Source organism: Emergencia sp. (genome assembly GCF_048465375.1).
In the GTDB taxonomy this organism is placed as follows: Bacteria; Bacillota; Clostridia; order Peptostreptococcales; family Anaerovoracaceae; genus Senimuribacter.
This window is the reverse complement of record NZ_DBFWLQ010000024.1, coordinates 429,128-454,514: the sequence shown is the minus strand read 5'-3', so window position 1 is coordinate 454,514 and position 25,387 is coordinate 429,128. Positions and strand designations below refer to the sequence as shown.

Genomic DNA, 25,387 nt, shown 5'->3' with positions numbered 1-25,387 from the left:
TTGAAATTAGCAGAATTATTTAAGAACAAAAAAACAGTATTTTCATTTGAGGTGTTTCCACCGAAAAGAAACAATCCCATTGAGACGATTTATCATACCTTAGACGAGTTACAAGATCTCAAGCCGGATTTTATCAGTGTTACATATGGAGCTAGCGGAAGCCTGGCGGACAATTCCACCTGCGAAATCGCATCGGCCATCAAACATAGATACGGGATTGAATCTGCAGCGCATCTGACTTGTGTCAATTCAACCAAAGAAGAGGTGACACAAGTATTGAAGCAATTGCACGAGAATGAAGTAGAGAATATTTTGGCGTTGAGAGGTGATCTGGTGCCAGATGTGTCTCCGAAGGAAGATTTCAAACATGCCAGTGAATTGATTACTTTTATCAAAGAGAGCGAATATGACTTCGGAATCTCGGGTGCTTGCTACCCAGAAGGACATTTGGACAGCAGGGACCAGATTGAAGATATTTTAAATCTAAAGAAAAAAGTAGATGCTGGCGCGCAGCACTTGATTTCACAGCTTTTCTTTGACAACAATTTATTTTATGACTTTTTGGATAAGGCGCGGATTGCCGGCATCAACGTGCCAATCGAAGCGGGCATCATGCCGGTGGTCAACAAGAAGCAGATTGAAAGAATGGTTTCTCTCTGCGGTGCCAGCCTGCCTGCTAAATTCACCAAGATGATGTCCCGATATGAGACAAGGCCGGAGGCCATGAGAGACGCAGGTATTGCTTATGCTGTAAACCAGATTGTAGATTTGGTATCCCAGGGGGTAGACGGCGTTCATCTCTACACGATGAACAATCCGTATATTGCCAGAAGAATCAGCGAAAGTGTAAAATCTTTGTTTTAGTGAGGAGTTATTTTGAACAAACTATTAGAATTATTTAAGAATCGAGAATTTATTTTTTTAGACGGCGGGTTTGGTACCATGCTGCAGAAGGAGAACCTGGATGTGGGACGTGTACCAGAGGTGCTGAATATCACTCATCCACAGGTCGTACAGGGAATACAAAGGGCTTATATCGACGCAGGTGCAGACATAATCTGTACCTGTTCTTTTGGTGTCAATAAATACAAAATTGAAGGCTGCGGTTACTCAGTAAAAGAGTTAATCTGTACTGCTGTCCAAAATGCCAAAGAAGCGGCAAAGGGGACGGATACGAAAATCGCTCTGGATATCGGTCCCATCGGCCGTTTGCTGGAACCCAATGGCAACCTCACTTTTGAAGAAGCTTATGAGATATTCAGAATGCAGATTGAAGCCGGTAGTGATGCTGATATCATCATCATTGAGACGATGACAGATCTCTACGAGATGAAGGCAGCCGTGCTGGCAGCCAAAGAAAACTCCAATCTGCCGGTTATTGCAACCATGACCTTCGAAGCGAATCAGAGAACTTTTACGGGAACGGAAGTTCGCTCTATGGCTCTGACTTTGGAGGGGCTGGGAGCTGATGCAATCGGCATGAACTGTTCATTGGGACCGGCTGACTTTCAACCGCTGATGGAAGAACTGTCCAAATGGACCACACTTCCAATTGTCTCCAAGGCCAATGCGGGCTTGCCTGACCCTGCGACAGGGGACTATGATATAGAGCCTGCGGAGTTTGCAGAGCTGACCGCTGCTTTGATTCCTTATGGTGTCAAATTGGTGGGCGGATGTTGCGGCACCACACCAGACTTCATCAAAGCTATCCGTGACGCTTTTGAGGGAAAACACTACTGTCAGCAACAGCCAGAGATACCAGCTGCGGTCTGTACACCAGAGAAAACCGTCATCATCGATCAGCCTAGAGTCATTGGTGAGAGGATTAATCCTACGGGTAAAAAGAAGCTGAAGGAAGCTCTAAAAAATGGCGATATGGATTATGTTCTCTCTCAAGCGGCAGATCAGATCAGAGATGGGGCTGAAATTTTAGATGTCAATGCCGGTGTGCCGGGAATAGACGAGAAAAGTATTATCGTAAACATCATAAAAGCCCTGCAGGGTATCACCGATGCACCCTTGCAGATTGATTCAGGCGATCCAGAGGTCATTGAAGCGGCACTGCGTGTTTACAGTGGGAAAGCTATTGTCAATTCTGTCAATGGTGAAGAGAAGTCTCTGGCCTCAATTCTTCCTGTAGTGAAGAAGTACGGCGCTGCAGTAGTAGGACTTACGCTGGACGAGGAGGGGATTCCCAAGACAAAAGAAAAGAGAATTGAAATTGCAGAACGAATTTTAAACAGAGCGCTTGCCCTGGGAATTCCACGGCGGGATATATATATTGATTGCCTGACGCTGACAGTCTCTGCCGAGCAAGAAAATGCTGCCAATACTCTGGATGCCATCAGATATATCAAGGAAGAGATGGGACTGAAAACGGTACTTGGCGTCTCCAACATTTCTTTTGGACTGCCTAATAGACCGATTATTAACCACAACTTCCTGCAGATGGCCTTGACCGCGGGGCTGGACCTGCCGATTATGAATCCTGGTTCACCGGAAATGATGCAGGCCATAGCTGTTTATAAGCTGATTATGAACATCGATAAAGGCTCTAGGCATTACATCAATAATTACAGTGGAGAAGTTGTCGCGAATACGACAGTAAGCAAACAGGCAACAAAACAGGAACATGCACAGGAGAGCGAAGTGGAATATGCCATTAACAATGGCCTGGGCCCCAAGTGCAGAGAACTGATAGAAAAGGAACTGGAAAATAGAGAGCCGCTGGATGTGATCAACAATACCTTGATTCCAATTCTCGATCGAGCAGGGAAGGATTTTGAAGCTGGTATCACCTTTATTCCGCAGCTGATGCTCTGTGCTTCTACTGCCCAGCAGGCCTTTGATGTAATCAAGGAGAAGATTGAAGCTACCGGTACGCAACAAGTATCCAGAGGAACCATCGTCATCGCTACCGTAAAGGGAGATATCCACGATATCGGCAAGAACATCGTCAAGGTTATTTTGGAAAACTACGGCTACGAAATTGTAGACCTGGGCAAAGATGTGGAACCGCAAGTGATTGTAGATGCTGTCAAGGCAAAAGACGTCAAGCTGGTAGGCCTGTCGGCTCTGATGACCACTACGCTGCACAGCATGGCGGAAACCATCAGATTACTCAGGATACAGGCTCCATACTGCAAGATCATGGTCGGCGGTGCGGTGCTGACAAAAGACTACGCCATGGAGATCGGCGCGGACTTCCACGTAAAGGATGCAAAAGAATCCGCAGATGCAGCAAAACAAATTTATGCATAATAGTGATGGAGCGACAGGATGAAAAGTAATGTGAAAAAGGGCACCATTTGTGCCATTTGTTCGGCCCTAGTCTTTGGACTTACACCTGTTCTTGCCAGTATCACTTTTGACATGGGCAGCAATGCACTCACTCTGACTTTTTATAGAAATACCATGGCTGTTCCTGTTCTGCTGGTCGTGCTGCTCATACGCAAAGTGAATCTGCGTGTAACGCGCAGAGAACTTTTAACCTTGGCCGCCATCAGTGTTGTCTTTAGTGCGCCGACGACATATATTCTGTATGCAGCCTATGACTATATCGGGGTTGGACTTTCTACAACTCTGCACTTTTTATATCCTATGTTTACGGTCTTATTTGGATGGATGCTTTTTAAGCAAAGGCCAGATAAGGTCAAAGTGATTGCGTTAATCCTGGCAACAGTCGGCGTCGCTTTGGCAACAGGCAACAGTGATTCCTTTGCTTTAAAAGGAATCATTCTTGCTGTGACATCGGCCATTACTTACGCTGGTTATTTACTAGCTATCGAACAGACCTCAGTACACAAAATGGATTCTATGAAGGCCATGTTCTACATGTGCATTTTTTGTGGTATCTCAGTCAGCATCTTTGATCTGCCGAGCGGCAATATCGTATATGCATTGGAGCCGTTGGTTCTATTGTATACATTCATTTTGTCTGTGGCAAATTCGGCCTTTGCATATGTATTGCTCATCGTCGGTGTCAAGCTGATTGGTGCAGGGAATGCTGCCATTTTTAGTATGCTGGAACCGGTATCCGGTGTCATTGCAGGGGTTATGTTTCTCGGAGAGGGACTGCCGGCGCTGAAACTGATCAGTTGTCTCCTTATTTTAATTGCAGTAGCCATGCCGATTATCAAGGATCGGAATGATAACTTACGTGACGACGTTTGACAGATAATGATTGATTTTGCGGCTTGAAAGTGGCATAATTAAGTATAACTGCGAAATTATAATTTGGAGGATGGATATGTTTTTAAAAAATTTATTTAAGGCATGGAACAAGATCAGCCTGGTCAAACAGATTATCATCGGCCTGCTTGTGGGGATTATCCTGGCTTTGACAGTTCCTACACAGGTATCTGGAATTACGATTCTAGGTGACTTATTTGTCGGCGCCTTGAAAGCCGTAGCGCCGATTCTGGTATTTTTCTTGGTGATGTCTGCAATATCAGGGCATAAGTCTGGTCAGAAGACTAACATGAAGTCAATTATTATTCTCTACCTTGTGGGCACCTTTGCCGCAGGATGTGTAGCAGTAATTGCCAGCTTCATTTTTAAAGTGAATCTGACATTGGTAGAAGGCACCGGCGATGTGACTCCGCCAAGCGGAATTACGGAGGTTTTGAAGACATTAGTATTCAATATCGTTGCAAATCCTGTGGATGCGCTTCTCAACGCTAACTACATCGGCATTCTGACTTGGGCATTGCTTCTAGGTGTAGCTCTGAGATTTGCATCTGATTCGACAAAGAGCATGCTCGCTGACGTTGCCAATGCCGTTTCACAGGTGGTCAGATGGGTCATCAAGTTTGCGCCTCTCGGTGTCATGGGGCTGGTATTCAACGCCATTGCTACGAGCGGTATTGGGACTTTATTCAGCTATGGAAAATTGATTGGCTTATTGGTAGGAGCTATGTTCTTCGATGCTTTGATCGTCAATCCGATTATCGTATATGTCAAAACGAGACAAAACCCTTATCCACTGGTATTCAAATGCCTCAAAGACAGCGGTATTACAGCCTTCTTTACCAGAAGTTCTGCTGCCAACATTCCTGTCAACATGAAGCTTTGTGAAGAACTGAAGTTGGACAAGGATACCTATTCGATTTCAATTCCTCTGGGTGCGACCATTAACATGGGCGGCGCGTCCATTACCATTGCCATTCTGACTCTGGCTGCTGTTCACACTCTGGGGCAGTCGGTTGACTTCGGAACTGCAGTGATTTTATGTGTATTGGCTGCTGTCAGCGCTTGTGGAGCTTCTGGCGTAGCTGGCGGGTCACTGCTTTTAATCCCATTGGCGTGTTCTCTATTTGGTATCCCAAATGACATTGCCATGCAGGTCGTCGGCGTCGGTTTTATCGTCGGCGTGATACAGGACTCCTGCGAGACAGCTCTGAACTCATCTACAGACGTGCTGTTCACAGCTGCTGCAGATATTGCTAACAAGAAAAAATTGGCGAAACAATAATCGTATAGATGATTACAGAGATAGAGCACCTCTAAAGCCTTTCTGACTTTAGAGGTGCTTTTTTGATTCCACGACGATATCCATTTAGGGGAGATAACAAGAAAGCCGCAGCATAGAGAATGAAATTCCCAGGCACTGCGGCTCACGTTTTTGATTGTAATTTTTAATGCTGCTTTTTAATCGGCCACTTCTGTATGCGTTTGCTCCATCATAAAGGTAATGATGGTACCCGTATATCTTTCCATTTTGTCTTCATTGACCGACACGTTGATGATGTTGCTCTTTTTGTTCTTTTCGTATACATAGCTGGCGTTGGTGGCAGGAACACAATCCTTATATTCCATATCAGCATCAGAATATTTGTTAAAGGCAGCTGCGACTGCTTTGGCAAATTCAGATTCCATGTCGCTTGAAAATCCAAGCTGCTCATCATATTTCTTGTATTTGATATCAGAGAGGCCGCAGATTGTCTTGTACGTGGTATCAATCTCAGACATGTTGGATTCTGATAAACTGTTGCCTACGGCCGAAATCGTATAGGACCCATCCTTACTGTGGATAGCGCCGATACTAGTAATAGAAATTAAATTATCGTCGTCGTCTTTATAATAGACTCCATCCAGCAGGGTATATAACATGCTGACAAATTCGTTCTGATATTCTTCTGTTACGACTTTTTCCGGCAGAGGCACCTCTTCGTAAGTGTAAGTCATTTCTGGATAATCCTCCAGATAGTTATCGTTGAAATTCTCCATTGCCGTTTCCATCCTCGACTCAAATTTGTCGATATCATCTTCATCAATGACGATGGTCATCGATGAGGATTTCGGATAGAGATTTCCGCTGCTTCCGCCTGTAATATCCGCCAGTTCATAAATAAGAGCGTTGGTCTTAAAATAGGCTAACAAATCTCCCAGCTCCTTGATGGGATTAGGGTAGGAGGAAATCTTAGAATCAGGGATACCGCCAGGCAGGCCGCTGATTTTGATTTTGTAAGCCTTTTCGCCGGTCGGGGCGGTATAGGCTACGTTGTTGCTGAAGGTATAGGACGATCTGGCACCAGTGCTTGTAGACCACATATTTTTCTCTCCTCCATTGAGGCAGAACACATTGGAATTGTCCTTGAAATATTTCTGATCCAAGGATTTGATACCGGCATAATCATGTCCAACTTCACTGGTAAAAATGACGTCCAGCTTTCCTGTAGATTCGTTATTCTTTGCAATATACAAAGCCATGGCCATAGGCTCTATGTTATTATTGAACTGTTTCGCATCGTAAGAACAGACAATGACTGTTGGGTCAGCCTCTTTGTACTCTTTGCTTGCATTGACACTCATAATCACATTATTATGACTGTCGACGGAATATTTGATTCCCTTTGATTTTGCCCAATTTGAAAGATAATCTCTAATAGCTTCTGTAGAAGTCAGGGTACTGGCTGAATCTTCAAGGTCTGTCTGATATGCGATGACTTTCTCCTCTATTTTTGATGAAAGGTCTTCTTCCTCTTCGCCACATGCAGAGAGAAGGAACATAGAACCTATCATGGTGAAAAGCAAAGCTATCGTTGTCAACTTCTTCATTGCCCAATCTCCTTTTATTGTTATTTTTTTATAAAATTTATAAATAATCATTTATTTTGTATGAAAAATCATATATAATGATAACATAATCGTGAAGAAATTAGTAGCGTTTTTATGAAACTTCACATAATCTTAAGATTTTGACGGGAGATAACGAGATGGAATCAAAAAACCTAATTGTGAGAGAAACTGTATTTGACGACTGCAAATATTTTGCAGAGTGGGAGAAACAGCCTGAGGTCACAGAGTTCTTTACAATGGACGAGGAGAGAACCTACGAACAGGTTGTAACTGAGTTCGTAAGGAACAATCTGGATCCGACCAAGATGCAGTTTACTATTACACTCAAACCGGAGGACAAGCCCATCGGCAAGATTTTTTTGTCAAGAATCAACAGAGCGGATGATTCCCTGGATATCACGCGAATATACATCGCTGACGTTGACAAGCGAGGAAAGGGATATGGCGAAGAGGCGCTTCGCCTGGTTTTAGAGTACGCCTTTATCAATCTCCATATGGAAAGAGTCACGATAGATCACTTCGAAAAGAATAAACCGGCAGCATCCTTATATGAAAAGATCGGCTTCCAGACGGAAGGGCTGATGAGGAACGCTGGAAAGAAAAATGGAAAATATGTAAATCTGCAGCTGAAATCCATGCTGAGAGCAGAATATTATGACAAAATTCATACAAAATAAAAGGAAAAAATAATAATATTTTTTTAGAATCCGCAAACCTATGCAATCACTAAAGCTGGCTGATTATTGGCCAGCTTTTCCTATGGAATTGATCAGATTCAATGTTGACCAATGCCTGCAATGATAGTATAATTTGTTTGGATTATTTGGAAAAGGTACTATATATTGTGTGTTACGAAGGAGAAGAGACTAGATGGAACGTATCATGAAAATCATTAAACGAGACGGAAGGACTGTGGAATTCGATGTAGACAAGATTGCCGGTGCCATATTTAAGGCGGCGCAGGTCCTCGGGGGGAAAGACCGTGAGATGTCAGAATATCTGGCAAAACAGGTAGAACTGTATCTGTTGGAAGTTTGTCATAATTCATATCCTACTGTAGAACAGGTTCAGGATGCCGTGGAGAAGATTTTAATCGAAAGCGGACACGCCAGAACTGCAAAAGAATATATTTTATATCGAGCTGAGCGGACCAGAGTAAGAGACATGAATACGAAGCTGATGCGCATTTATGAAGATCTTACTTTTAAAGAGGCGAAGGATAACGATGTAAAGCGAGAAAATGCCAACATTGACGGCAACACCGCCATGGGAACCATGCTCAAGTATGGATCTGAAGGTGCAAAAGAGTTTTACAAGATGTATGTCATCAATCCCAAGTATGCAAAGGCCCATGACAATGGGGATATCCATATTCACGACATGGATTTTTATACACTGACGATGACCTGCTGCCAGATTGACCTACTAGAACTGTTGAAAAACGGATTCTCAACAGGACATGGCCATCTGAGAGAACCCAACGATATCGAAAGTTATGCGGCTCTTGCATGCATTGCAATTCAGTCGGATCAGAATGACCAGCATGGCGGACAATCGGTGCCGAATTTTGATTACAGTATGGCGCCGGGCGTTAAAAAGTCATATAAAAAATTATATTGGACCAATCTTGGCAAAATGCTGGAATGCATGTACGATATAGAAGATGGCATTAGCAAAGCGAAACAGATTGGTCAGTACATAGAGGAAAAAGAAGGCATTTATCCTTGTATGGCGTGGAACCATAATTATAAAGAACTGGAATGCGGCTATCTGGAGGAGTTTGCATCTGCGGATGAGGCGAAGAAACTGCAGGAGATGGCAACAAAATTCGCTGACAAAGAGATCAGACGGAAAACATATCAGGCTATGGAGGCCTTGATTCACAACTTAAATACCATGCATTCCAGAGCTGGGGCTCAGGTTCCATTCAGTTCTTTAAATTACGGCACAGATACTTCCGAGGAAGGCAGACTGGTTATGAAGTGCATCATGGAGGCGACAGAAGCCGGACTTGGAAACGGCGAAACACCGATTTTCCCAATCCAGATTTTCAAGGTGAAGGAAGGCGTCAGCTATAATCCGGAGGATCCCAACTATGATCTGTTTAAGCTTGCCTGCAAGGTTTCTGCTAAGAGATTATTCCCTAATTTTTCTTTCCTGGATGCGCCATTTAACCTGCAGTATTATAGACCGGGACAGCCGGAGACAGAATGTGCATATATGGGATGCAGGACCAGGGTCATCGGGAACGTTCACGATCCATCAAGAGAAATCGTATATGGGCGAGGCAATCTATCCTTTACATCTATCAATTTGCCGAGACTTGCTATCAAAGCCAAAGGGGATGTGGACATTTTCTTTGATGGACTGGATCACGTCATCGATATCGCTATCGCACAGCTCAACGAGAGATTTCGAATTCAGTGCATGAAGAAAGTGAAAAATTTCCCATTTCTCATGGGACAGGGCATTTGGATAGACTCCGAAAAGCTAAAGCCGGAAGATACTCTGGAAGAAGTGCTGAAACATGGAACACTGACAATCGGGTTCATTGGATTAGCAGAGTGCCTGAAAGCTTTGATTGGACAGCACCATGGAGAATCAGAAGAAGCCGAGAAGCTGGGGATGGAAATTGTTGCATATATGAGGAAACGCATGGATGAGGAGGCCAGGAAGACAGGTCTCAACTGGTCATTGATCGGTACGCCGGCAGAAGGTCTTTCCGGCAGATTCATCAGGCTTGATAAAGAAAAATATGGCGTGATTCCTGGTGTAACAGATAGAGACTATTATACTAACAGCTTTCATATTCCTGTTTATTATAATATCAGTGCTTTTGATAAAATCAAGAAAGAGGCGCCATTTCACGAGATGACCAACGGAGGACATATTTCTTATGTAGAGTTGGACGGTGATCCGCTGAAGAACCTGGACGCTTTTGAAAAAGTTGTCAGATGCATGAAAGAAAGTGGTGTCGGTTACGGTTCCATCAATCATCCAGTTGACAGAGATCCAGTCTGCGGGTATACAGGGATTATCGACAATGAGTGCCCGGCTTGCGGAAGACGAGAAGGCGATGGAAACGAGGATTTTGAGCGAATCAGACGTATTACTGGCTATCTGGTAGGTACCATGGATCACTGGAATGATGCGAAGACCAGTGAAGAAAAAGACAGGGTGAAGCATGGAATCGGGGAAGGATTTGAAAGACTATGACAGATCATGAGGACAGCATCCGCATAGCTGGAATTGTGCGAGAATCTATTGTGGACGGTCCTGGAATTCGTTTCGTCATCTTTTGCCAGGGATGTCCGCATCATTGTCAGGGCTGCCACAACAAGGTGACCCACGATTTTGACGGCGGTTATGAATGTGAGACAGACAAGCTCTTAAAGGCTATAGACGAAAATCCGTTGCTAGACGGTGTAACCTTCAGTGGGGGAGAGCCGGCTTGTCAGCCTGAGGGTTTTTTGACTTTAGCAAAAGCGATTAAGAAGCGTAATCTGCATATCATGATGTATTCCGGATATACTTTTGAAGAGCTGCAGAATTTAGCGGAGGAAAACGAGGCACTGTACCAGCTGTTAGAATATGTTGACATCCTAGTAGACGGAAGATATGAGGCGATCGAGAGAGATTTGACTTTATCTTTCCGGGGCAGTCGGAATCAAAGAATCATCGACATGAAGGAAGCTTGGAAGCGAGGGGAAGCCGCCCTTGCAGAAAATTTCTAGGCAAATTATTGAAAAAATGCTTGTAAAGCGAATAGACACTATGGTATAATATCGTTTGTTCGACTGAACTGATAATCAAAAATATGTTACTAGATTATTTAAAAAAATATGCTATACGCTTAATGATATTAAAGGAGGTGCGGTAGATGTCAAGAAAATGTGAGATTTGCGGAAAAGGACAGGTTTCCGGAAACAATGTATCCCACTCAAACAGACACACTAGAAGAAAGTGGAATGCAAACATTCAGACTGTAAGAATCAACGACAATGGTACAGTAAGAAGAGCTAACGTATGCACAAGATGCATCAGATCCAACAAGATTAACCGTGCCATCTAATTTATTTTGGTGACAAGACCCGCTTATGGCGGGTTTTTTGTTTAATAATAAATATCAATTTCCTATTAAACAAAAAAGGGGTGTGCAGAGGGGAATCCCCTCGCCGCCTTCAGGAGTTAGATTTATGGAACAGAGAAAATTAGGCATGTCGATATTGGGTTATGGCTGCATGCGGTTTCCTAAAAAGGGCAGCCGCATCGACATGAAAAAAACAGAAGAATTGATTGCTTACGGAATTTCCCACGGTATCAACTACTTTGATACTGCCTATATTTACAAGGGCAGTGAAAAAGCTCTTGGAGCTGTTTTGGCAAAAAACGGCTGGCGGAAACAAGTGATGATAGCCACAAAGATGCCCCATTATCTGATTAAGTCCATCGAGGGATTGGAAAAGGTATTTCAAGAGCAGCTCGACAGACTGCAGACCGATTATGTAGACAGCTATCTGATGCACATGCTTCCCGATGCGAAGATCTGGGAACGACTGGTCAAAATGGGCATCCTGCACTGGATTGAAGAGAAACGGGCTTCTGGACAGATTAAATATATCGGCTTTTCCTATCACGGAGGCAGCAGTCAGTTCATGGAACTTCTCGATCTTTATCCCTGGGATTTTTGCCAGGTACAGTACAACTATATGGACGAACACAGCCAGGCTGGAAGAAGAGGCGTGGAGTATGCGGCGGAAAAGGGAATTCCCGTCATCGTGATGGAACCCCTTCGCGGAGGTCTTTTGACGGAAGGGCTGCCTCAGAAAGGGAAGGAGACTTTTGCAGAAGCTGAAACAAAACGCAGTCCGGCTGAGTGGGGACTGCGCTGGCTCTGGAACCAGCCAGCGGTATCCACAGTGCTCTCGGGTATGGATTCTATGGAAATATTGCAGGAAAACATCAGAACTGCGCAGTCGGTAAAAGCAGGTGAGATTACAGATGAAGAACATCGAGTCTTTGCATCGGTAAAAGCGGCAATCAATGAGACGATTAAAATACCCTGCACTGGTTGCGGCTACTGTCAGCCATGTCCAAAAGGCGTGGATATTCCTGGGATTTTCAGATGCTATAACGCCAGCTATGCAGACAGCTTCATTACGGGTATGAGAGAATATTTGATGTGTACGACTTTCCGTGTACAGCGAACCAATGCCTCTCTATGTATTCGCTGTGGCAAGTGTGAGATGCATTGCCCGCAGGAAATCGCCATCAGAGGTGGGTTACAGCAGGTTGTAAAGCGATTAGAGAACCCGGCTTATAAAGTCATCGCATTGGGCTCGAAGGCTGTATTTCGATAGGGAAAAACAGCCTGCTGCATGTTAGTAGTGACGCAGCAGGCTGATGCCGCATAAGACTAGAACTCCACCAAGGAGCAGAATCCAAGCTCTCGGCGGCAAGAAAAATGCACATACCGTAACGATACCGAAGACTATGAGGACGAATCCGATGTCTTTGGCTTCTTTATATTTACAGATCGGTTTTCTCTTTCTATTATTGTTCATAAAACACCTCGGTATATTTTATGAATTAAAGGTCATTTTTGTTACTGTATGTGTTATAATGGTTCTACAATCTTCCGGCGTTGCCGCAGGGAAAGAACCATTGAATCATGACGTTTGATTCTAATTTCAAAGGAATCGTCATGTTATAATAGTTCTATAATCTTCCGGCGTTGCCGCAGGGAAAAGTGCCATAAAACAGATAAAAATAGGGCATTTTAGGCAGATTTTACCAATGGGCAGGGGTATATCGGTTCAAAATAAGAAAAATGATCTGATTTAACCAGCGATATCCGAACGCTGAGTTGTTTTTTTGCCGTTCTTTTGCTTTTTATTGCCTTATAAAACCTTGAGCACAGGGCTGATACGATGTGAAACATGGGTTTGCTGCAGACATCTGCCTAATTAAGCACCAAATCCAGGCATTTTAGGCATTTTTCATTTCTAACATGCCCCGTATACCGGGTAAGGGTATGCGAACTGCCAGATGCCTGGTTAACAGAATCTATGGAGGTAAGTAATTTGACATTATCAAGAGAAACGGATCTGGGGACGATCACCATTTCTAATCTGCTTTTCGCACAGATTATTGCAGACAGCTTTAAGATAGAAAGCTGTCAAGGCAAAGTATGGCCTTCAACAAAAAAAGGTCGTCAGATTGGCAGCGATGCAAAATATAATATCTCAGAATTTGCTAACAATATAGAAGTGGAGCGCAGCTTATATGGAGATAGCGTAGATATTGAATTCAATATCATCGTAAAGTTTGGTACTAGTATCAGAAATATTACTGACGATATCAGTGATTATATCGCCAGTGTTATCGATATGAAACAGGGCAAAAAACCAAATCAGATTAGAATCAGAATTGCCGGTGTCAAATCGAGACAGGTGGCAAGAAGAAATCTAGAGGTTGTGAAAAGATATGAATCTGAATGACAAAGTAGGCAGCTTGAAGGGAATTGGACCGAAAAAAGCAGAGAATCTTTCAAAAAACAACATTGATACACTAGAAGATCTGCTTTATCTGTTCCCCAGAAAATATGAGGATCGACGGCAGGAGACCAGAATTGCAGATTTACAGCCGAGCAAAGAATATCTGATCTGTGGCAAGGTGTTATCTCGCAGATATGCCGGCAATCCATATAAAAAGAATACGCCATTGACACTTTTAGTCTCCGATGAAACAGGAACGATAGAAATTCTTTTCTTTAATGGAAGATATATTGCGAATTTATTTAACATCAATCAGGATTACTCTTTTTATGGCAGAGTTTCCGAAAACTTCGACCGCAAACAGATGATTCATCCAGAATTCCACCGGATTGGAGATCCTAATGATATCCGAGGTATTATTCCTATCTACCCTCAGATCAACGGCATCTCTCAAAACGAACTTCGTAAAATTCAGCTGCAGCTGCAGGAACTCTATCCACAAGTAGAAGAGTGGCTGCCAGAGGAAATCGTATCGGAAAATCGTCTGGCCAGTCCTTCCTATGCCATCGAAAATATTCATTTTCCTAAAGATGGAAAACAGGTTCTAAAAAGCAAATTTCGTTTAATCTTTGACGAACTTCTTACTTTAGAGACAGGGCTTTTTTATATAAAGAATGAGACCAGAAAAGATACAGGCGGCATTGTCATCGATGCCGCCTGCGCTGACGAATTTGCCAAAGATCTGCCTTTTGAACTGACAGAAGGACAGAAAAGCGTGTGGAACGATATGCAAAAGGACTTGGCAGCAGAAAAAGTGATGAATCGGCTGATTCAAGGCGATGTCGGCTCTGGAAAAACAGTGATCGCGGAAATGGCCATGTTCGCTGCCGCCAAAAATGGCTATCAGAGTGTCATGATGGCTCCAACAGAAATTTTAGCGAAACAACATCTGCAATCACTGTCCGCAGATTTTGAAAAATATGGCATAGCAGTGGGGCTTTTGTGCAGCAGCATGAAGACCTCTGAAAAAAGAGAGACTCTGCAGCAGCTGGCGACAGGCGAAATTCAAATTTTGGTAGGCACCCATGCTGTGATTCAGCCGGATGTAAAGTTTAAAAATCTGGGAATGGTAATCACAGACGAACAGCACAGATTCGGAGTCAACCAAAGAAGTCTTTTATCCAAAAAAGGAGAAAATCCTAATGTACTGGTCATGACGGCAACGCCGATTCCAAGAACTTTAGCGGTTATCATTTATGGAGATTTAGATATTTCACAGATCAGGACTATGCCAAGGGGCAGACAGCCGATCAAAACCTTGCAGGCAGACATGGAAAATCGAAACCGGGTCTATGATTTTGTTAAAAAACAATTGAAAGAAAAGAAACAAGCTTATGTGGTAGCACCCCTGATTGGAGAATCAGACAAGATAGATGCCAAATCGGCAGAGGAACTGCATAAAGAACTGAGCCAGAAATTTAAGGGATATCAGGTGGCTCTGATACACGGTGCCATGAAACAGGAAGAAAAAGATTTTATCATGAGTGAATTTTCTGATGGACATATCGATGTGCTGGTTTCCACTGTTGTAATAGAAGTAGGCATCAATGTGCCTAATGCTACCGTCATGGTAATTGAAAACTGTGAGAGATTTGGCCTGGCTCAGTTGCATCAGCTGAGAGGACGCGTAGGCCGCGGCAGCGACCAATCATATTGTTTTTTGATTTGTCATAATGAAACCGATGTAGCAAAAGAACGAAACAGAATCATGTGCGAGAGCAATGATGGCTTTGAAATCGCAGAAGCAGATCTCCGGCTGCGGGGACCAGGTGAGCTTTTTGGAACCAGACAGCATGGACTTCCTGAAATGCACATCAGCGATCTGGTGCGGCACGCTGACGTTTTGGAAAAGGCAAAGAATACGGCGAAAGCGATCATAGACAGAGATCCCAATTTGCAGGCACAGAAATTTGTAAAGCTGAAAAATCGGATCAGAAAAATGTTTGGCGAAGACATTAAACTAGAATTATGATTTTATCCATATTTTACAAGACATAGAAATCTCCGTTCGGGTTAAATTAATAACGTAAACAGGAGGTGAAAAAAAATGAGTAACAACAACAACAATAACAACAGTTTACAGCAGATGGGAATTAATGTGAAACCAGCATTAAACAACCTGAAAACAGAGGTTGCAAACGAACTTGGTCTTTCTAACTACGAACAGACTGATAAGGGCAACTTAACTGCAAGACAGAATGGTTATGTAGGTGGCTATATGACTAAGAAGCTTGTAGAAATGGCTGAACAGCAGTTAGCTGGCAAATAAGGAATTCGATTCCTTAAATAAGAAGTTGAAATAAACTTTTTGCTTAAAGGGGCTGTCTCAATTAACTTTGAGACGGTCCTTTTTCGTTTTAAGATCCATTCAGCCAAAGCATAAATTAATAGCATTCTTTGATAATTCATGGTATACTGTTAGTTTAGAAGGCGGTGACAAAGGTGAAATTTTTATATAAAAAAGAAATTGTAACCTGCAGTGAAATGAAAGCCTTAGAAAAGGCGGCTGACGAAGCAGGACTGTCTTACTATCAGATGATGGAAAATGCGGGAACGAGAGCCGCTGAATTGATTTTACAGCACCATGGGCAGACAGAAAATGCCCTGGTATTTTGTGGAAAAGGAAATAACGGCGGTGACGGTTTTGTCGTAGCAAGGAAGCTGAGAGAAGCTGGTGTACATACACAAGTCATTCTCGTAGAGGGTCCACCTGCGACTAATGATGCGAAGACAAATTATCAATTGATACGAGAGCATATGCCGATTCTCACAGCACATGATATACTGCATATTCAAGAGACGGACCTTGTCGTTGATGCCATTTATGGGACAGGCTTCCACGGACAGCTTCGCTATCCGGCAGACAGAATCATAACCAGAATCAATGAGGCAAACGTTTATGTTGCCGCATTGGATATTCCCAGCGGGCTGTCCGGAGATATGAAGACTGGCGAGGCACCGGGCATCTGTGTAAAAGCGAATTTGACGATTCCTTTTCACGCAAGAAAACCGATTCATTGTCACGAAGCAGCGGCACAGTTCATGGGCATGGTCGTTTCGGCGGATATTGGCATAGGAAAAATTTTAGGAGATAGATGATGAGAATAATTACTGGAGATTATAGGGGAAGAAAGTTAGAAACGCCTGTAGGCACAGACGTTCGGCCTACGACAGATAAAGTAAAAGAAGCAGTTTTTAATATATTGATGAATGATATTTGGGATTCTGTATGTGTGGATCTCTTTGCTGGAACAGGAAATTTGGGCTTGGAAGCGCTGTCCAGAGGCGCAAAAAAGTGCTATTTTTGTGATAATTCCAGAGAGAGCCTGAATCTGATAAAAACAAATATTGAGAAATGCGGTGCACGAGATCAGTCCGTGGTTTTGGCCGGAGATTACACGAAAGCTTTGACCAGAATCAAGGAACCGGCAGATATTTTTTTCCTTGACCCGCCATATCAGGCCGGCTTATATGAAAAATGTCTGGAGATGATTGATTCTCTTGATTTATTGACAGAGGAAGGTATAATAATAGCAGAACACGGTGTACGTGATCAAGTGCCAGATCAAATAGGCCGATTGATGAAAGTCAAAGAGCGAAAATATGGCAAAATCTTGGTCAGCATTTACAGATATGCAGCGGGGGACGAAGAATGACAAAACGGGCTTTATACACAGGATCTTTTGATCCTATGACCAACGGCCACCTGGATATTATTACCAGGTCATCAAAGATGTTCGATGAACTGGTCGTCGGTGTCATCGTCAATCCAAATAAGAAACCGTTATTCACAAAAGAAGAACGAGTCAAACTGATAGAGGAAGTCACGGCAGATTTAAAAAATGTGACTGTAGAATGTTTTGACGGACTTTTAGCGGACTACGTGAACAAAAATCACTTCGATGCGGTTGTCAGAGGCCTTAGAGCGACATCGGACTTTGAATACGAGATTCAAATGGCACAGATGAACGCCTGCCTTTTTGACAAAGGCATAGAGTCGGTATTTTTGATGACCAGTCCAAAGTATTCATTTATCAGTTCAAGTATGATTAAAGAAGTGGTCTCTCTGGGCGGATGTGTAGATGGATTGGTGCCAGAAATCATCCTCAAGGAGATCAAAGCAAAATACATCAAATAAGAGAATCGAGGATAGAAAATATGACAGTATTAGAATTATTAGAGGAAATCGAGGATATAGTTGATACTGCCCCTGGTTTGCCACTTACCGGCAAGATCATGGTAGATGCAAATGAAGTGCTCGAAATTGTAAGGGAAATCAGATTGAGTCTTCCAGACGACGTACAGCAGGCAAAATGGGTGAAGGATGAAAAAGAGAGAATCTTAAGTGAGGCTAAATCGGAATACGAGAAAATCATCATCGAAGCGAAGAAACAGGCCGATTACTTAGTTGAAACTGATGATATCACTCTAAAAGCACAGAAAATGGCTGAAAACATCCAGAAGACGGCAGAAGATTACGCCAAGGTGCTGAAGATGCGTACATATGATTATGTTGACAAAATGCTCTTCGATATGCAGGCCAAGATGGACGATTTGAACCTTAAATATTTTGGTGAAATGTATGCGAACTTGGAAAAATCTTTTGAGGAAATCAACGGCGTACTGCAGAATAACAGAGACGAAATTAAAGAGATGGCCTATATGACTCAGAATGGACAAGACGGCGTAATTGTTAGGCGAGACGATGAATAGTCATTAAAGAAATGCCACGGCAGCGGATTTTTCTGTTGCCTTTTTTCATGGGGAGCTTTGGGAGAAAACGATGAATAAAATACTATTAATTGAAGATGACAAAGACCTGAGCCTAGGTCTGACCTATGATTTGAGAGCAGAAGGTTATCAGGTGTATTCTGCCAGAAACCTTGGCGAGGGCATGACGATTCTGAAAGAAGAGGAGGTAGACTTGCTTCTCCTGGACGGCAACTTGCCTGATGGTGACGGCTTTGATTTCTGCAGGGCAATCAAGACAGAGGAGGACCTGCCCGTCATTTTTCTGACAGCGAGGGATCTGGAAGCGGATGAAATTACAGGATTTAATTGTGGTGCGGATGATTATATCACAAAACCCTTCAGCATGGCAGTGCTGCATAAGAGAATCGAAGCTGTTTTTCGCAGAGGTGTCCATAAGAACGACGCCCAAAAAAATCTGTATAACGACGGTTATTTGCTAATTGATTTTGACAGTTTGACTGCATATAAGGATGGAGAATCGCTGGTGCTGACGCCTACTGAATTTAAACTGTTACGGCTTCTCATCGCCAATGCCCAGAAAGTGGTGACCAAAACATTGATTTTGGAAAAACTGTGGGATCATGCTGGAAATTTCGTCGATGAACATACGGTGGCGGTCAATATCAATAGACTCCGCAAAAAACTGGAAGATGAAACCCATCAATATATCAAAACCATGTATGGCATGGGATATCAGTGGAAGGGGGAAAAATGACAACAATCATTTTATTCACCGCAGCAGGGCTTCTTTTTCTGGCAGCAGTAGGAATCATAGCCTACACCAGACACAGTCTCATCATGTATACCAAAAAACTCTCAGACTGTCTGGACAGTATGATTGCCGGCGATGAAGAGATAGCATTTGAAGAAGAAGAGGACAGCCTGGTGGGTAAGGTACAAGTCAAAATGCGTAAGCTGTATGAAATTTTGCAGAGCCGCACAGAAGACAGCCAAAGAAACCAGAAAAATTTAGAGAAGACCATCTCTGATTTGTCACATCAAGTGAAAACGCCGATTGCCAGCATCAGAATGTATCAGAACATTTTGATGCGTCAAGGTATCAATGAAGAAGACAGAATGGAATTTCTCCGCAATGCTGAGAAGCAAGTAGATAAACTGGAGTTCCTGATTCAGGCGATGATCAAAATGTCTCGCCTGGAAACCGGTATTGTCAACGTATCTCCTAAGTTAGAATCTGTGTATCAGCTGGTTGAAGCCGCGGTCTGTGACGTTGCATTAAAGGCCGAAGCCAAGAATATTGGAATTTCTGTGGATTGCAAGGAGACGTTATTTGCGTATTTTGATAAGAAATGGACCACGGAGGCTCTGTTCAATATCATAGACAATGCGGTAAAGTATACAAAAGAAGGCGGAGAAATCAGAATCTCTGCCAGCGCTACTGATTTTTTCATCAGAATCCAGGTCAGAGACAATGGCAGAGGAATCGAAGAATCGCATATTACAGAAATCTTCAAACGATTTTACCGAGAACCTTCGGCGGCAGAAGTAGAAGGCGTAGGTATTGGTCTTTACCTGGCGAGAGAAATTATTACCAAAGAAAAGGGTTTTATCGAGGTGCGGTCAAAAATTGGCATCGGCTCTCTTTTTTCTCTCAATCTGCCTATAGAACCATAGAAAATTAAAATTATCTCAATGCTGTGATTTTTTTGAGAACAGAATGAGATAATTTTTTTCTATACTAAAGGCAATCTACAGAGAAAGGACAGAATGTCAATGAGTTATATATTAGAAGCAACGGAAATAAAAAAATATTATGGGAGTGAACCGAACGTTACAAAAGCCTTGAATGGTGTCAACCTCTGCATTGAGCAGGGAGAATTCGTGTCTATTATTGGTACGTCAGGAAGCGGAAAATCCACTTTGCTGCATATGTTGGGAGGATTGGACGTGCCCACATCAGGAAGTGTCGTCATAAGAGGAAAGGAAATTGCCAAGATGAACGATGAACAGCTTTCTGTCTTCCGCAGGAGAAACATCGGATTTATCTTTCAAAACTATAATTTGGTGCCAATTTTAAACGTATATCAGAACATCGTATTACCTATCGAGCTGGATGGCGGAAAGATTGACCAGAAATATATCGATAATATCGTGCGTCTATTACATCTGGAAGAAAAACTCACGAACCTGCCCAATAACCTGTCGGGCGGGCAACAGCAGAGAGTCGCTATTGCCAGAGCCTTAGCCAGCAAACCGGCCATTATTCTCGCTGACGAACCGACAGGAAATCTGGATTCCAAAACCTCGCTGGAGGTTATGCAGCTCCTGAAACTGACGACGGCTGAGTTCAATCAGACGCTGGTTATGATCACACATAATCCGGAAATCGCTCAGGTTGCCGATCGCATGATCCGCATTGAAGATGGAAGAATTGTCACTGGATATAAAGAGCTTTAGGAGGCGGGAGAGATGTTATTAAAAAACGACAATCAGAAATTCATCAAAACCTTGTCTACAAGCTGCCTTGCGGCCAATAAGAATAGAAACCGGATTGCAGTTCTGGCCATCGTCCTCACTACCATCCTTTTTATGGCGGTCGCTACGGTTTTTCAAGGTTCAGAAGAGACAATTAAACAGCAAGACTTAGAAATGGCAGGCAGCAGATATATGGTTACTGCAAATTATCTGAGCAGAAATGATGCAGTAAAAATCAAAGAGCATCCCGACTTCTTAGAAGCTGGCATGTCTCGTACGGTAGGTACAGTGCAGAACCGAGAATTGACCAGTATCACCGCTGAACTGATATGGGGAGATGAAAATTATGCGCAGAACACTTATAAGAGCCTTACCCAGGGACGGCTGCCCCAAAAGGAAAACGAGGCAGCCTGCGATACAGAGGTGATTCGAAAACTTGGAATTCCAGCAAAGATAGGATCAAAATTTGTTTTGAAATACGAAATAAATGGAGAGATTGCGGAAAAAGAGATGACCCTTTGTGGTATTTGGAAAGGGGAAAAATATGAACAGAAAGCACAAGTTTTGATTTCAGCGGTATTTGCAGAAAAAAGAAGTCCTGAAAAAACTTATGCTGTAAGCGGAATTTTTGATTCTGAAGAGCATCTGGCAGAACACCTGGATCAGGTACTCGCGGATGCAGGAATGAACCCGCAGAAGACCGCACACGATATCTGTCAGGGTTATGCCTATGACCAAAGTAGTGACAGCGGAACGATCTTCGGTGCTCTGATCAGTGTTCTGCTAGTGCTGGCTGCTGGTTATTTGATTATCTACAATATCTTCCGAATTTCGGTGCTGAAAGACATTCGCCTTTACGGGCAGTTGAAAACTGTAGGCGCTTCGCCGAGGCAGATCAAATATATGGTAAGAAGACAGGGGCTGAAACTGTTAGTTTTCGGGCTGCCTGCAGGTCTTGTTTTGGGATGGCTTCTCGGAAACCTGCTTTTAATCTTTCTGATGAAGAGCACTAATTACAGCAAACCGGATTTTGTCGTACCCGACCTATTCGTATGGGCAGCTGCTGCGGTTTTTACTTTTGCAACCGTATGGATCAGTTGCAGCAAGCCAGGAAAACTCGCAGGCAGAGTTTCACCAGTGGAAGCGCTGCGCTATCAGGAAAAGGAAACTGGAAAGAAAAGAGAAAAGAAAGGGAAGGAGAGCAGTCATCGAATTGCCTCCATGGCCTTTGCTAATCTGAAACGAAATAAGGGAAAAACCCTCTTAGTGGTGCTCTCCATTTCCATTTCTATCGTCTTGCTCAACAGCGTTTTAAACCTGACCCAGTGCTTTGACGAAGAGACGTATGTGCGCAGAGATGCCATAGCCGACTTTAACGTATCTAGCAGTGCATGGACAAAGTCGGTACCGAACGGAGAGAAAATCGTCCCTGCAAAATTTGCGGCAGATATCAAGAAAAAAGACGGTGTGAAGGATTTGGGATTTATCTATTACCACCCTGTGGATCAGGAAAAAGAGACGGCAGAAAACAAAGAACTGATTCGCATCACATCTATCAATGGCGATGCGGTATCAGAGAATCTTGATGAATTTGATCCTAACAGACAGCTTTTCGGCTTTGACGAAAAATCTCTAGAACGAGTAAAAATTGTGGAAGGTGAAATCGATTATAAGAAGATGAATTCCGGGGATTACGTTCTTATGGCTGGCTTTTTAAGTGATAAGAGCGAGTATGATAAAGAGGCACAGGAATTTCACACAGGCGATGTGGTCAGCCTTAATATAAAGGGAACGGTCAAAAATTATACAGTCATGGCCGTGGTAGGCGTGCCGACTCAGTTACTGACAGACTACAGTTCTGGAGGATTTGAAAGTGTCATTTTGCCGGCGGAAAAGTTTTTAAACCTTTATCCACAGACGAAAGAAAATCCGCTTCACTGTGTATTTGATGCGGAGAAAGAATACTTTGATTCATTGATGAAGTATATTGACCGCTCGAGCAGTGATTATGGTATCAGCGTCATGACAAAACAGAAGGCGCAGCAGAACTTTGACGACATTACATCCACTTACGATGCCAGTGGAGCAATTCTGGCGCTGATATTTGGCAGCATCGGTCTGCTGAACCTGCTGAATGTCATAATGACAGGCGCTATCGCCAGACAGAACGAATTCGCCGTCATGAGAAGTATTGGCATGACGAGAAAACAGCTGAGAAAATTGTTTATATACGAAGGCCTTTCCTACATGGTTCTCGTTTTAATCTTCAGTATCCTGACCAGTGGTGTGATGTCGTTAACAGTGATAAAATCCATCACCGCAGGCTTCTGGTTCTCACAATATCACTTTACGGTAGTGCCTGCCTTTGCCGTTTCGGTGCTGTTCCTTTTCCTTGCAGCAGTGATTGCTTATACAATTGACCGGATTTACAATAGAGGGAATATCATCGATAATCTGCGAAAAGTAGAGTAGGTGACGAATTCACACATAAAACCCATGGATGGAGAATATTCTCTACTATGGGTTTTAAATTTATAGGAAAAAACAGAATCGTAATCGGCGGGGCAATTCTCTGCTGTCTGATCATGGTGGTATTTCCCGAGGTCACGGCTACAGCATCCAAGGAGGCAATCAATCTGTGGCTGAATTCAATTGTACCGACGTTGCTGCCTTTTTTTATTGTGGCAAATTTTTTGAAAAAAACGGGCATTGTCAACAAAATTTCACCAAAGGTTTATCCCTTCGCCATGGCGCTGTTATCCGGCTATCCCATGGGAGCCAGGATTACCGGCGATTATTATCGAGACGGTTTCATCGACAAAGATCAGATGAAATGGATTCTCAGTTACAGCATGGTGACAGGACCGGCTTTTCTAATCGGCGCTGTCGGTGTCGAGTTTTTAGGCTCTCATAAACTGGGTCTGATCCTGGCAGTGAGTCATTATGCCAGCGCCCTTGTCAATTGTACGTTTTATGGTCTGGGGAGCGCTTCCAAAAAACCGCTGCGCGGTAATAAAATAGCGAGGAATGAGAGCTATTACAACATACTGACCGATGCAATTGTCGACAGTTTTCGCTCGATTGCCATTATACTGGCATATATTGTCATGTTCATGATTGCGACAGATCTGCTGCAGTTTTCAGGTATTTTCATGTTTATCGATAGTCCGGAAATTGTGGCAATTATAAAAGGGGCTCTGGAAATGACCGTAGGCTGTAACAGCCTGATGGTATGCGGGTGCAGTGATACACTCAGAACCACCCTGGCATCTTTTATTATCACATTTGGAGGGCTATCTGTTGCAGGCCAGTCCATGAGCATGCTCCGTAACTGTGACATAGGATTTGGTCAAATTTGTAAGATGAAACTGACGCAAGGCATCATCAGTGCAATTTTTGCTTTTTCAATTTGCAGTTTTGTGGTATGATGAGATGCATGAAGAGTTTAGGAATTATTGCGGAATTTAATCCCTTTCATCAGGGACATCAGTATTTGATAGAAGAAGCCATGAAACAGACTGCATCAGAAGTCTGTGTTGCGGTGATGAGCGGCAGCTTTATGCAGCGTGGAAGTGCTGCCGTCAGTGACAAATGGACACGGGCGAAAGAAGCCGTTAAGAATGGCGTCAATCTTGTCGTCGAGCTTCCTACGGTCTATGCAGTGAGCAGTGCTGAATACTTCGCCAAAGGCGGCGTTGGCATCTTGGAGGGCTTCGGCTGTATAGATGTGCTAGCCTTTGGCAGTGAGAGCGGTGACATTGGACAATTACAGTCAGCCGCTGCATTTTTGAAGGACAGAGATGAAGAACTGCATAGCAGGATTCAGGCTTTCATGAAGATGGGACATTCTTATCCAAAGGCACGGCAGATTGCCGCCGCGGATCTATGTCCTGGTATGGATGAGACTTTGATTCGAGAGCCGAATAATATATTGGCTCTCGAGTACTTGAAACAATTAAAGACTTTGAAACCTCTTACCATTAAGAGAAAAGGCTGCGGTTATCATCAGTCTGCTTCGATGATCAGGAAAAAACTTGCAGATGAGAATCCGCAGGCTTTTGCACAGATGGATAGGACGTATTGGGCGCTTGTAGCAGCAAAAGTTCTACAATCCGATAGCGCAGAATTAGAAAAAATTCTTTCTGCTGGCGACGGACTGGGCAACAAATTGAAAAAAGAAATTCGATATGCTTCATCTACGGAAGAGCTCATCGGCAGAATCAAGTCAAAGGTATACACTTATAGCCGTATATCCAGACTGCTGACGCAGACCTTGTTAGATATTGATAAAGCAGCAGTCGAAAATGCGAAAGGATATATTCGCATTCTGGCCTTTGACGAGATTGGCGCAAAATTTGTAAAAGAGATGAAGAAAAAGGAGTGTGCGACGCTGCCGATCATCACCAATATCAATAGGGAACTATTCAACCATAACGACATTCAAGAGACTTTGAAGAAGGACATTCTCGCTTCAGATATCTATAATATCATCACTAAAAATAATCTGTATGATTATGCAGATTTTATTGTAAAACCATACAGGAAGCTGTAAATACCCCTTG

24 protein-coding genes are annotated in these 25,387 nt (G+C 43.2%); 22 read left to right on the top strand and 2 right to left on the bottom strand.

Features of this window, described 5'->3' with window-relative positions; translation table 11 throughout:
- The 4 genes from metF (at position 1) to sstT (ending at position 5,473) form a co-directional block, all read left to right on the top strand.
- On the top strand, positions 1–864 hold the full coding sequence (gene metF, locus ACMQ5W_RS17330; RefSeq protein ID WP_148491922.1) for a methylenetetrahydrofolate reductase [NAD(P)H]: 864 nt from the start codon (positions 1–3) through the stop codon (positions 862–864).
- 12 nt (positions 865–876) lie between these two features.
- Complete coding sequence (locus ACMQ5W_RS17325; protein ID WP_419026245.1) at positions 877–3,261, top strand: homocysteine S-methyltransferase family protein; 2,385 nt, start codon at positions 877–879, stop codon at positions 3,259–3,261.
- Between the two features lie 18 nt (positions 3,262–3,279).
- Positions 3,280–4,173, top strand: coding sequence for a DMT family transporter (locus ACMQ5W_RS17320; RefSeq protein WP_419026244.1), 894 nt, complete (start codon positions 3,280–3,282; stop codon positions 4,171–4,173).
- Between the two features lie 76 nt (positions 4,174–4,249).
- Positions 4,250–5,473 (top strand): serine/threonine transporter SstT, encoded by a 1,224-nt coding sequence (sstT, locus tag ACMQ5W_RS17315; protein ID WP_419026243.1) that lies wholly within the window; start codon positions 4,250–4,252, stop codon positions 5,471–5,473.
- A 176-nt stretch (positions 5,474–5,649) separates the two neighbouring features.
- On the opposite strand, the gene ACMQ5W_RS17310 is transcribed toward sstT, so the two are convergent.
- The gene (locus ACMQ5W_RS17310; RefSeq protein ID WP_419026242.1) at positions 5,650–7,059 is read right to left on the bottom strand and encodes a hypothetical protein; all 1,410 of its coding nucleotides are present in this window, start codon (positions 7,057–7,059) and stop codon (positions 5,650–5,652) included.
- 158 nt (positions 7,060–7,217) lie between these two features.
- On the opposite strand from ACMQ5W_RS17310, the gene ACMQ5W_RS17305 reads away from it, so the two are divergent.
- From ACMQ5W_RS17305 to ACMQ5W_RS17285, 5 genes are all read left to right on the top strand, one after another.
- Positions 7,218–7,757, top strand: a complete 540-nt coding sequence (locus ACMQ5W_RS17305; protein WP_419026241.1) for a GNAT family N-acetyltransferase — start codon at positions 7,218–7,220, stop codon at positions 7,755–7,757.
- Positions 7,758–7,950: 193 nt separating this feature from the next.
- On the top strand, positions 7,951–10,296 hold the full coding sequence (locus tag ACMQ5W_RS17300) for an anaerobic ribonucleoside triphosphate reductase (RefSeq protein WP_419026240.1): 2,346 nt from the start codon (positions 7,951–7,953) through the stop codon (positions 10,294–10,296).
- Complete coding sequence (nrdG, locus tag ACMQ5W_RS17295; protein ID WP_148491929.1) at positions 10,293–10,814, top strand: anaerobic ribonucleoside-triphosphate reductase activating protein; 522 nt, start codon at positions 10,293–10,295, stop codon at positions 10,812–10,814. Before ACMQ5W_RS17300 ends, nrdG begins: the two co-directional genes overlap by 4 nt.
- Positions 10,815–10,960: 146 nt before the next feature.
- Positions 10,961–11,152, top strand: a complete 192-nt coding sequence (rpmB, locus tag ACMQ5W_RS17290) for a 50S ribosomal protein L28 (RefSeq protein ID WP_067542145.1) — start codon at positions 10,961–10,963, stop codon at positions 11,150–11,152.
- Positions 11,153–11,276: 124 nt separating this feature from the next.
- On the top strand, positions 11,277–12,440 hold the full coding sequence (locus ACMQ5W_RS17285) for an aldo/keto reductase (protein WP_419026239.1): 1,164 nt from the start codon (positions 11,277–11,279) through the stop codon (positions 12,438–12,440).
- Positions 12,441–12,461: 21 nt separating this feature from the next.
- Here the strand turns inward: ACMQ5W_RS17285 and ACMQ5W_RS17280 are convergent, their stop codons facing one another.
- Complete coding sequence (locus ACMQ5W_RS17280) at positions 12,462–12,644, bottom strand: hypothetical protein (protein WP_067542124.1); 183 nt, start codon at positions 12,642–12,644, stop codon at positions 12,462–12,464.
- Positions 12,645–13,163: 519 nt separating this feature from the next.
- Here ACMQ5W_RS17280 and ACMQ5W_RS17275 point away from each other — a divergent pair.
- From ACMQ5W_RS17275 to ACMQ5W_RS17215, 13 genes are all read left to right on the top strand, one after another.
- Entirely contained in the window at positions 13,164–13,580 is a 417-nt protein-coding gene (locus ACMQ5W_RS17275; protein ID WP_419026238.1) for an Asp23/Gls24 family envelope stress response protein, read from the top strand.
- Positions 13,567–15,609, top strand: a complete 2,043-nt coding sequence (gene recG / locus ACMQ5W_RS17270; protein ID WP_419026237.1) for an ATP-dependent DNA helicase RecG — start codon at positions 13,567–13,569, stop codon at positions 15,607–15,609. Before ACMQ5W_RS17275 ends, recG begins: the two co-directional genes overlap by 14 nt.
- A gap of 75 nt (positions 15,610–15,684) precedes the next feature.
- The gene (locus ACMQ5W_RS17265) at positions 15,685–15,906 is read left to right on the top strand and encodes a small, acid-soluble spore protein, alpha/beta type (RefSeq protein WP_419026236.1); all 222 of its coding nucleotides are present in this window, start codon (positions 15,685–15,687) and stop codon (positions 15,904–15,906) included.
- Between the two features lie 173 nt (positions 15,907–16,079).
- A complete protein-coding gene (locus ACMQ5W_RS17260; RefSeq protein WP_419026235.1) occupies positions 16,080–16,736 on the top strand; it encodes an NAD(P)H-hydrate epimerase in 657 nt (218 codons plus the stop codon).
- On the top strand, positions 16,733–17,293 hold the full coding sequence (rsmD, locus tag ACMQ5W_RS17255) for a 16S rRNA (guanine(966)-N(2))-methyltransferase RsmD (RefSeq protein WP_419026234.1): 561 nt from the start codon (positions 16,733–16,735) through the stop codon (positions 17,291–17,293). Before ACMQ5W_RS17260 ends, rsmD begins: the two co-directional genes overlap by 4 nt.
- Positions 17,290–17,775: a pantetheine-phosphate adenylyltransferase gene (coaD, locus tag ACMQ5W_RS17250; protein WP_148491935.1), complete on the top strand. Its 486-nt coding sequence runs from the start codon at positions 17,290–17,292 to the stop codon at positions 17,773–17,775. Before rsmD ends, coaD begins: the two co-directional genes overlap by 4 nt.
- A gap of 20 nt (positions 17,776–17,795) precedes the next feature.
- Positions 17,796–18,350, top strand: coding sequence for an ATP synthase F0 subunit B (locus ACMQ5W_RS17245; protein WP_148491936.1), 555 nt, complete (start codon positions 17,796–17,798; stop codon positions 18,348–18,350).
- A gap of 70 nt (positions 18,351–18,420) precedes the next feature.
- A complete protein-coding gene (locus ACMQ5W_RS17240) occupies positions 18,421–19,104 on the top strand; it encodes a response regulator transcription factor (protein ID WP_419026233.1) in 684 nt (227 codons plus the stop codon).
- A complete protein-coding gene (locus tag ACMQ5W_RS17235; protein ID WP_419026232.1) occupies positions 19,101–20,024 on the top strand; it encodes a sensor histidine kinase in 924 nt (307 codons plus the stop codon). Before ACMQ5W_RS17240 ends, ACMQ5W_RS17235 begins: the two co-directional genes overlap by 4 nt.
- 99 nt (positions 20,025–20,123) lie before the next feature.
- The gene (locus ACMQ5W_RS17230) at positions 20,124–20,807 is read left to right on the top strand and encodes an ABC transporter ATP-binding protein (protein ID WP_419026231.1); all 684 of its coding nucleotides are present in this window, start codon (positions 20,124–20,126) and stop codon (positions 20,805–20,807) included.
- 12 nt (positions 20,808–20,819) lie between these two features.
- Positions 20,820–23,297, top strand: a complete 2,478-nt coding sequence (locus ACMQ5W_RS17225; RefSeq protein WP_419026230.1) for an ABC transporter permease — start codon at positions 20,820–20,822, stop codon at positions 23,295–23,297.
- 47 nt (positions 23,298–23,344) lie between these two features.
- Positions 23,345–24,253 carry a hypothetical protein gene (locus ACMQ5W_RS17220; protein WP_148491941.1) on the top strand — a complete coding sequence of 303 codons (909 nt, stop codon included), beginning with the start codon at positions 23,345–23,347 and terminating at the stop codon, positions 24,251–24,253.
- Between the two features lie 8 nt (positions 24,254–24,261).
- Positions 24,262–25,377, top strand: a complete 1,116-nt coding sequence (locus ACMQ5W_RS17215) for a nucleotidyltransferase family protein (RefSeq protein WP_419026229.1) — start codon at positions 24,262–24,264, stop codon at positions 25,375–25,377.
- Positions 25,378–25,387 lie beyond the last annotated feature (10 nt).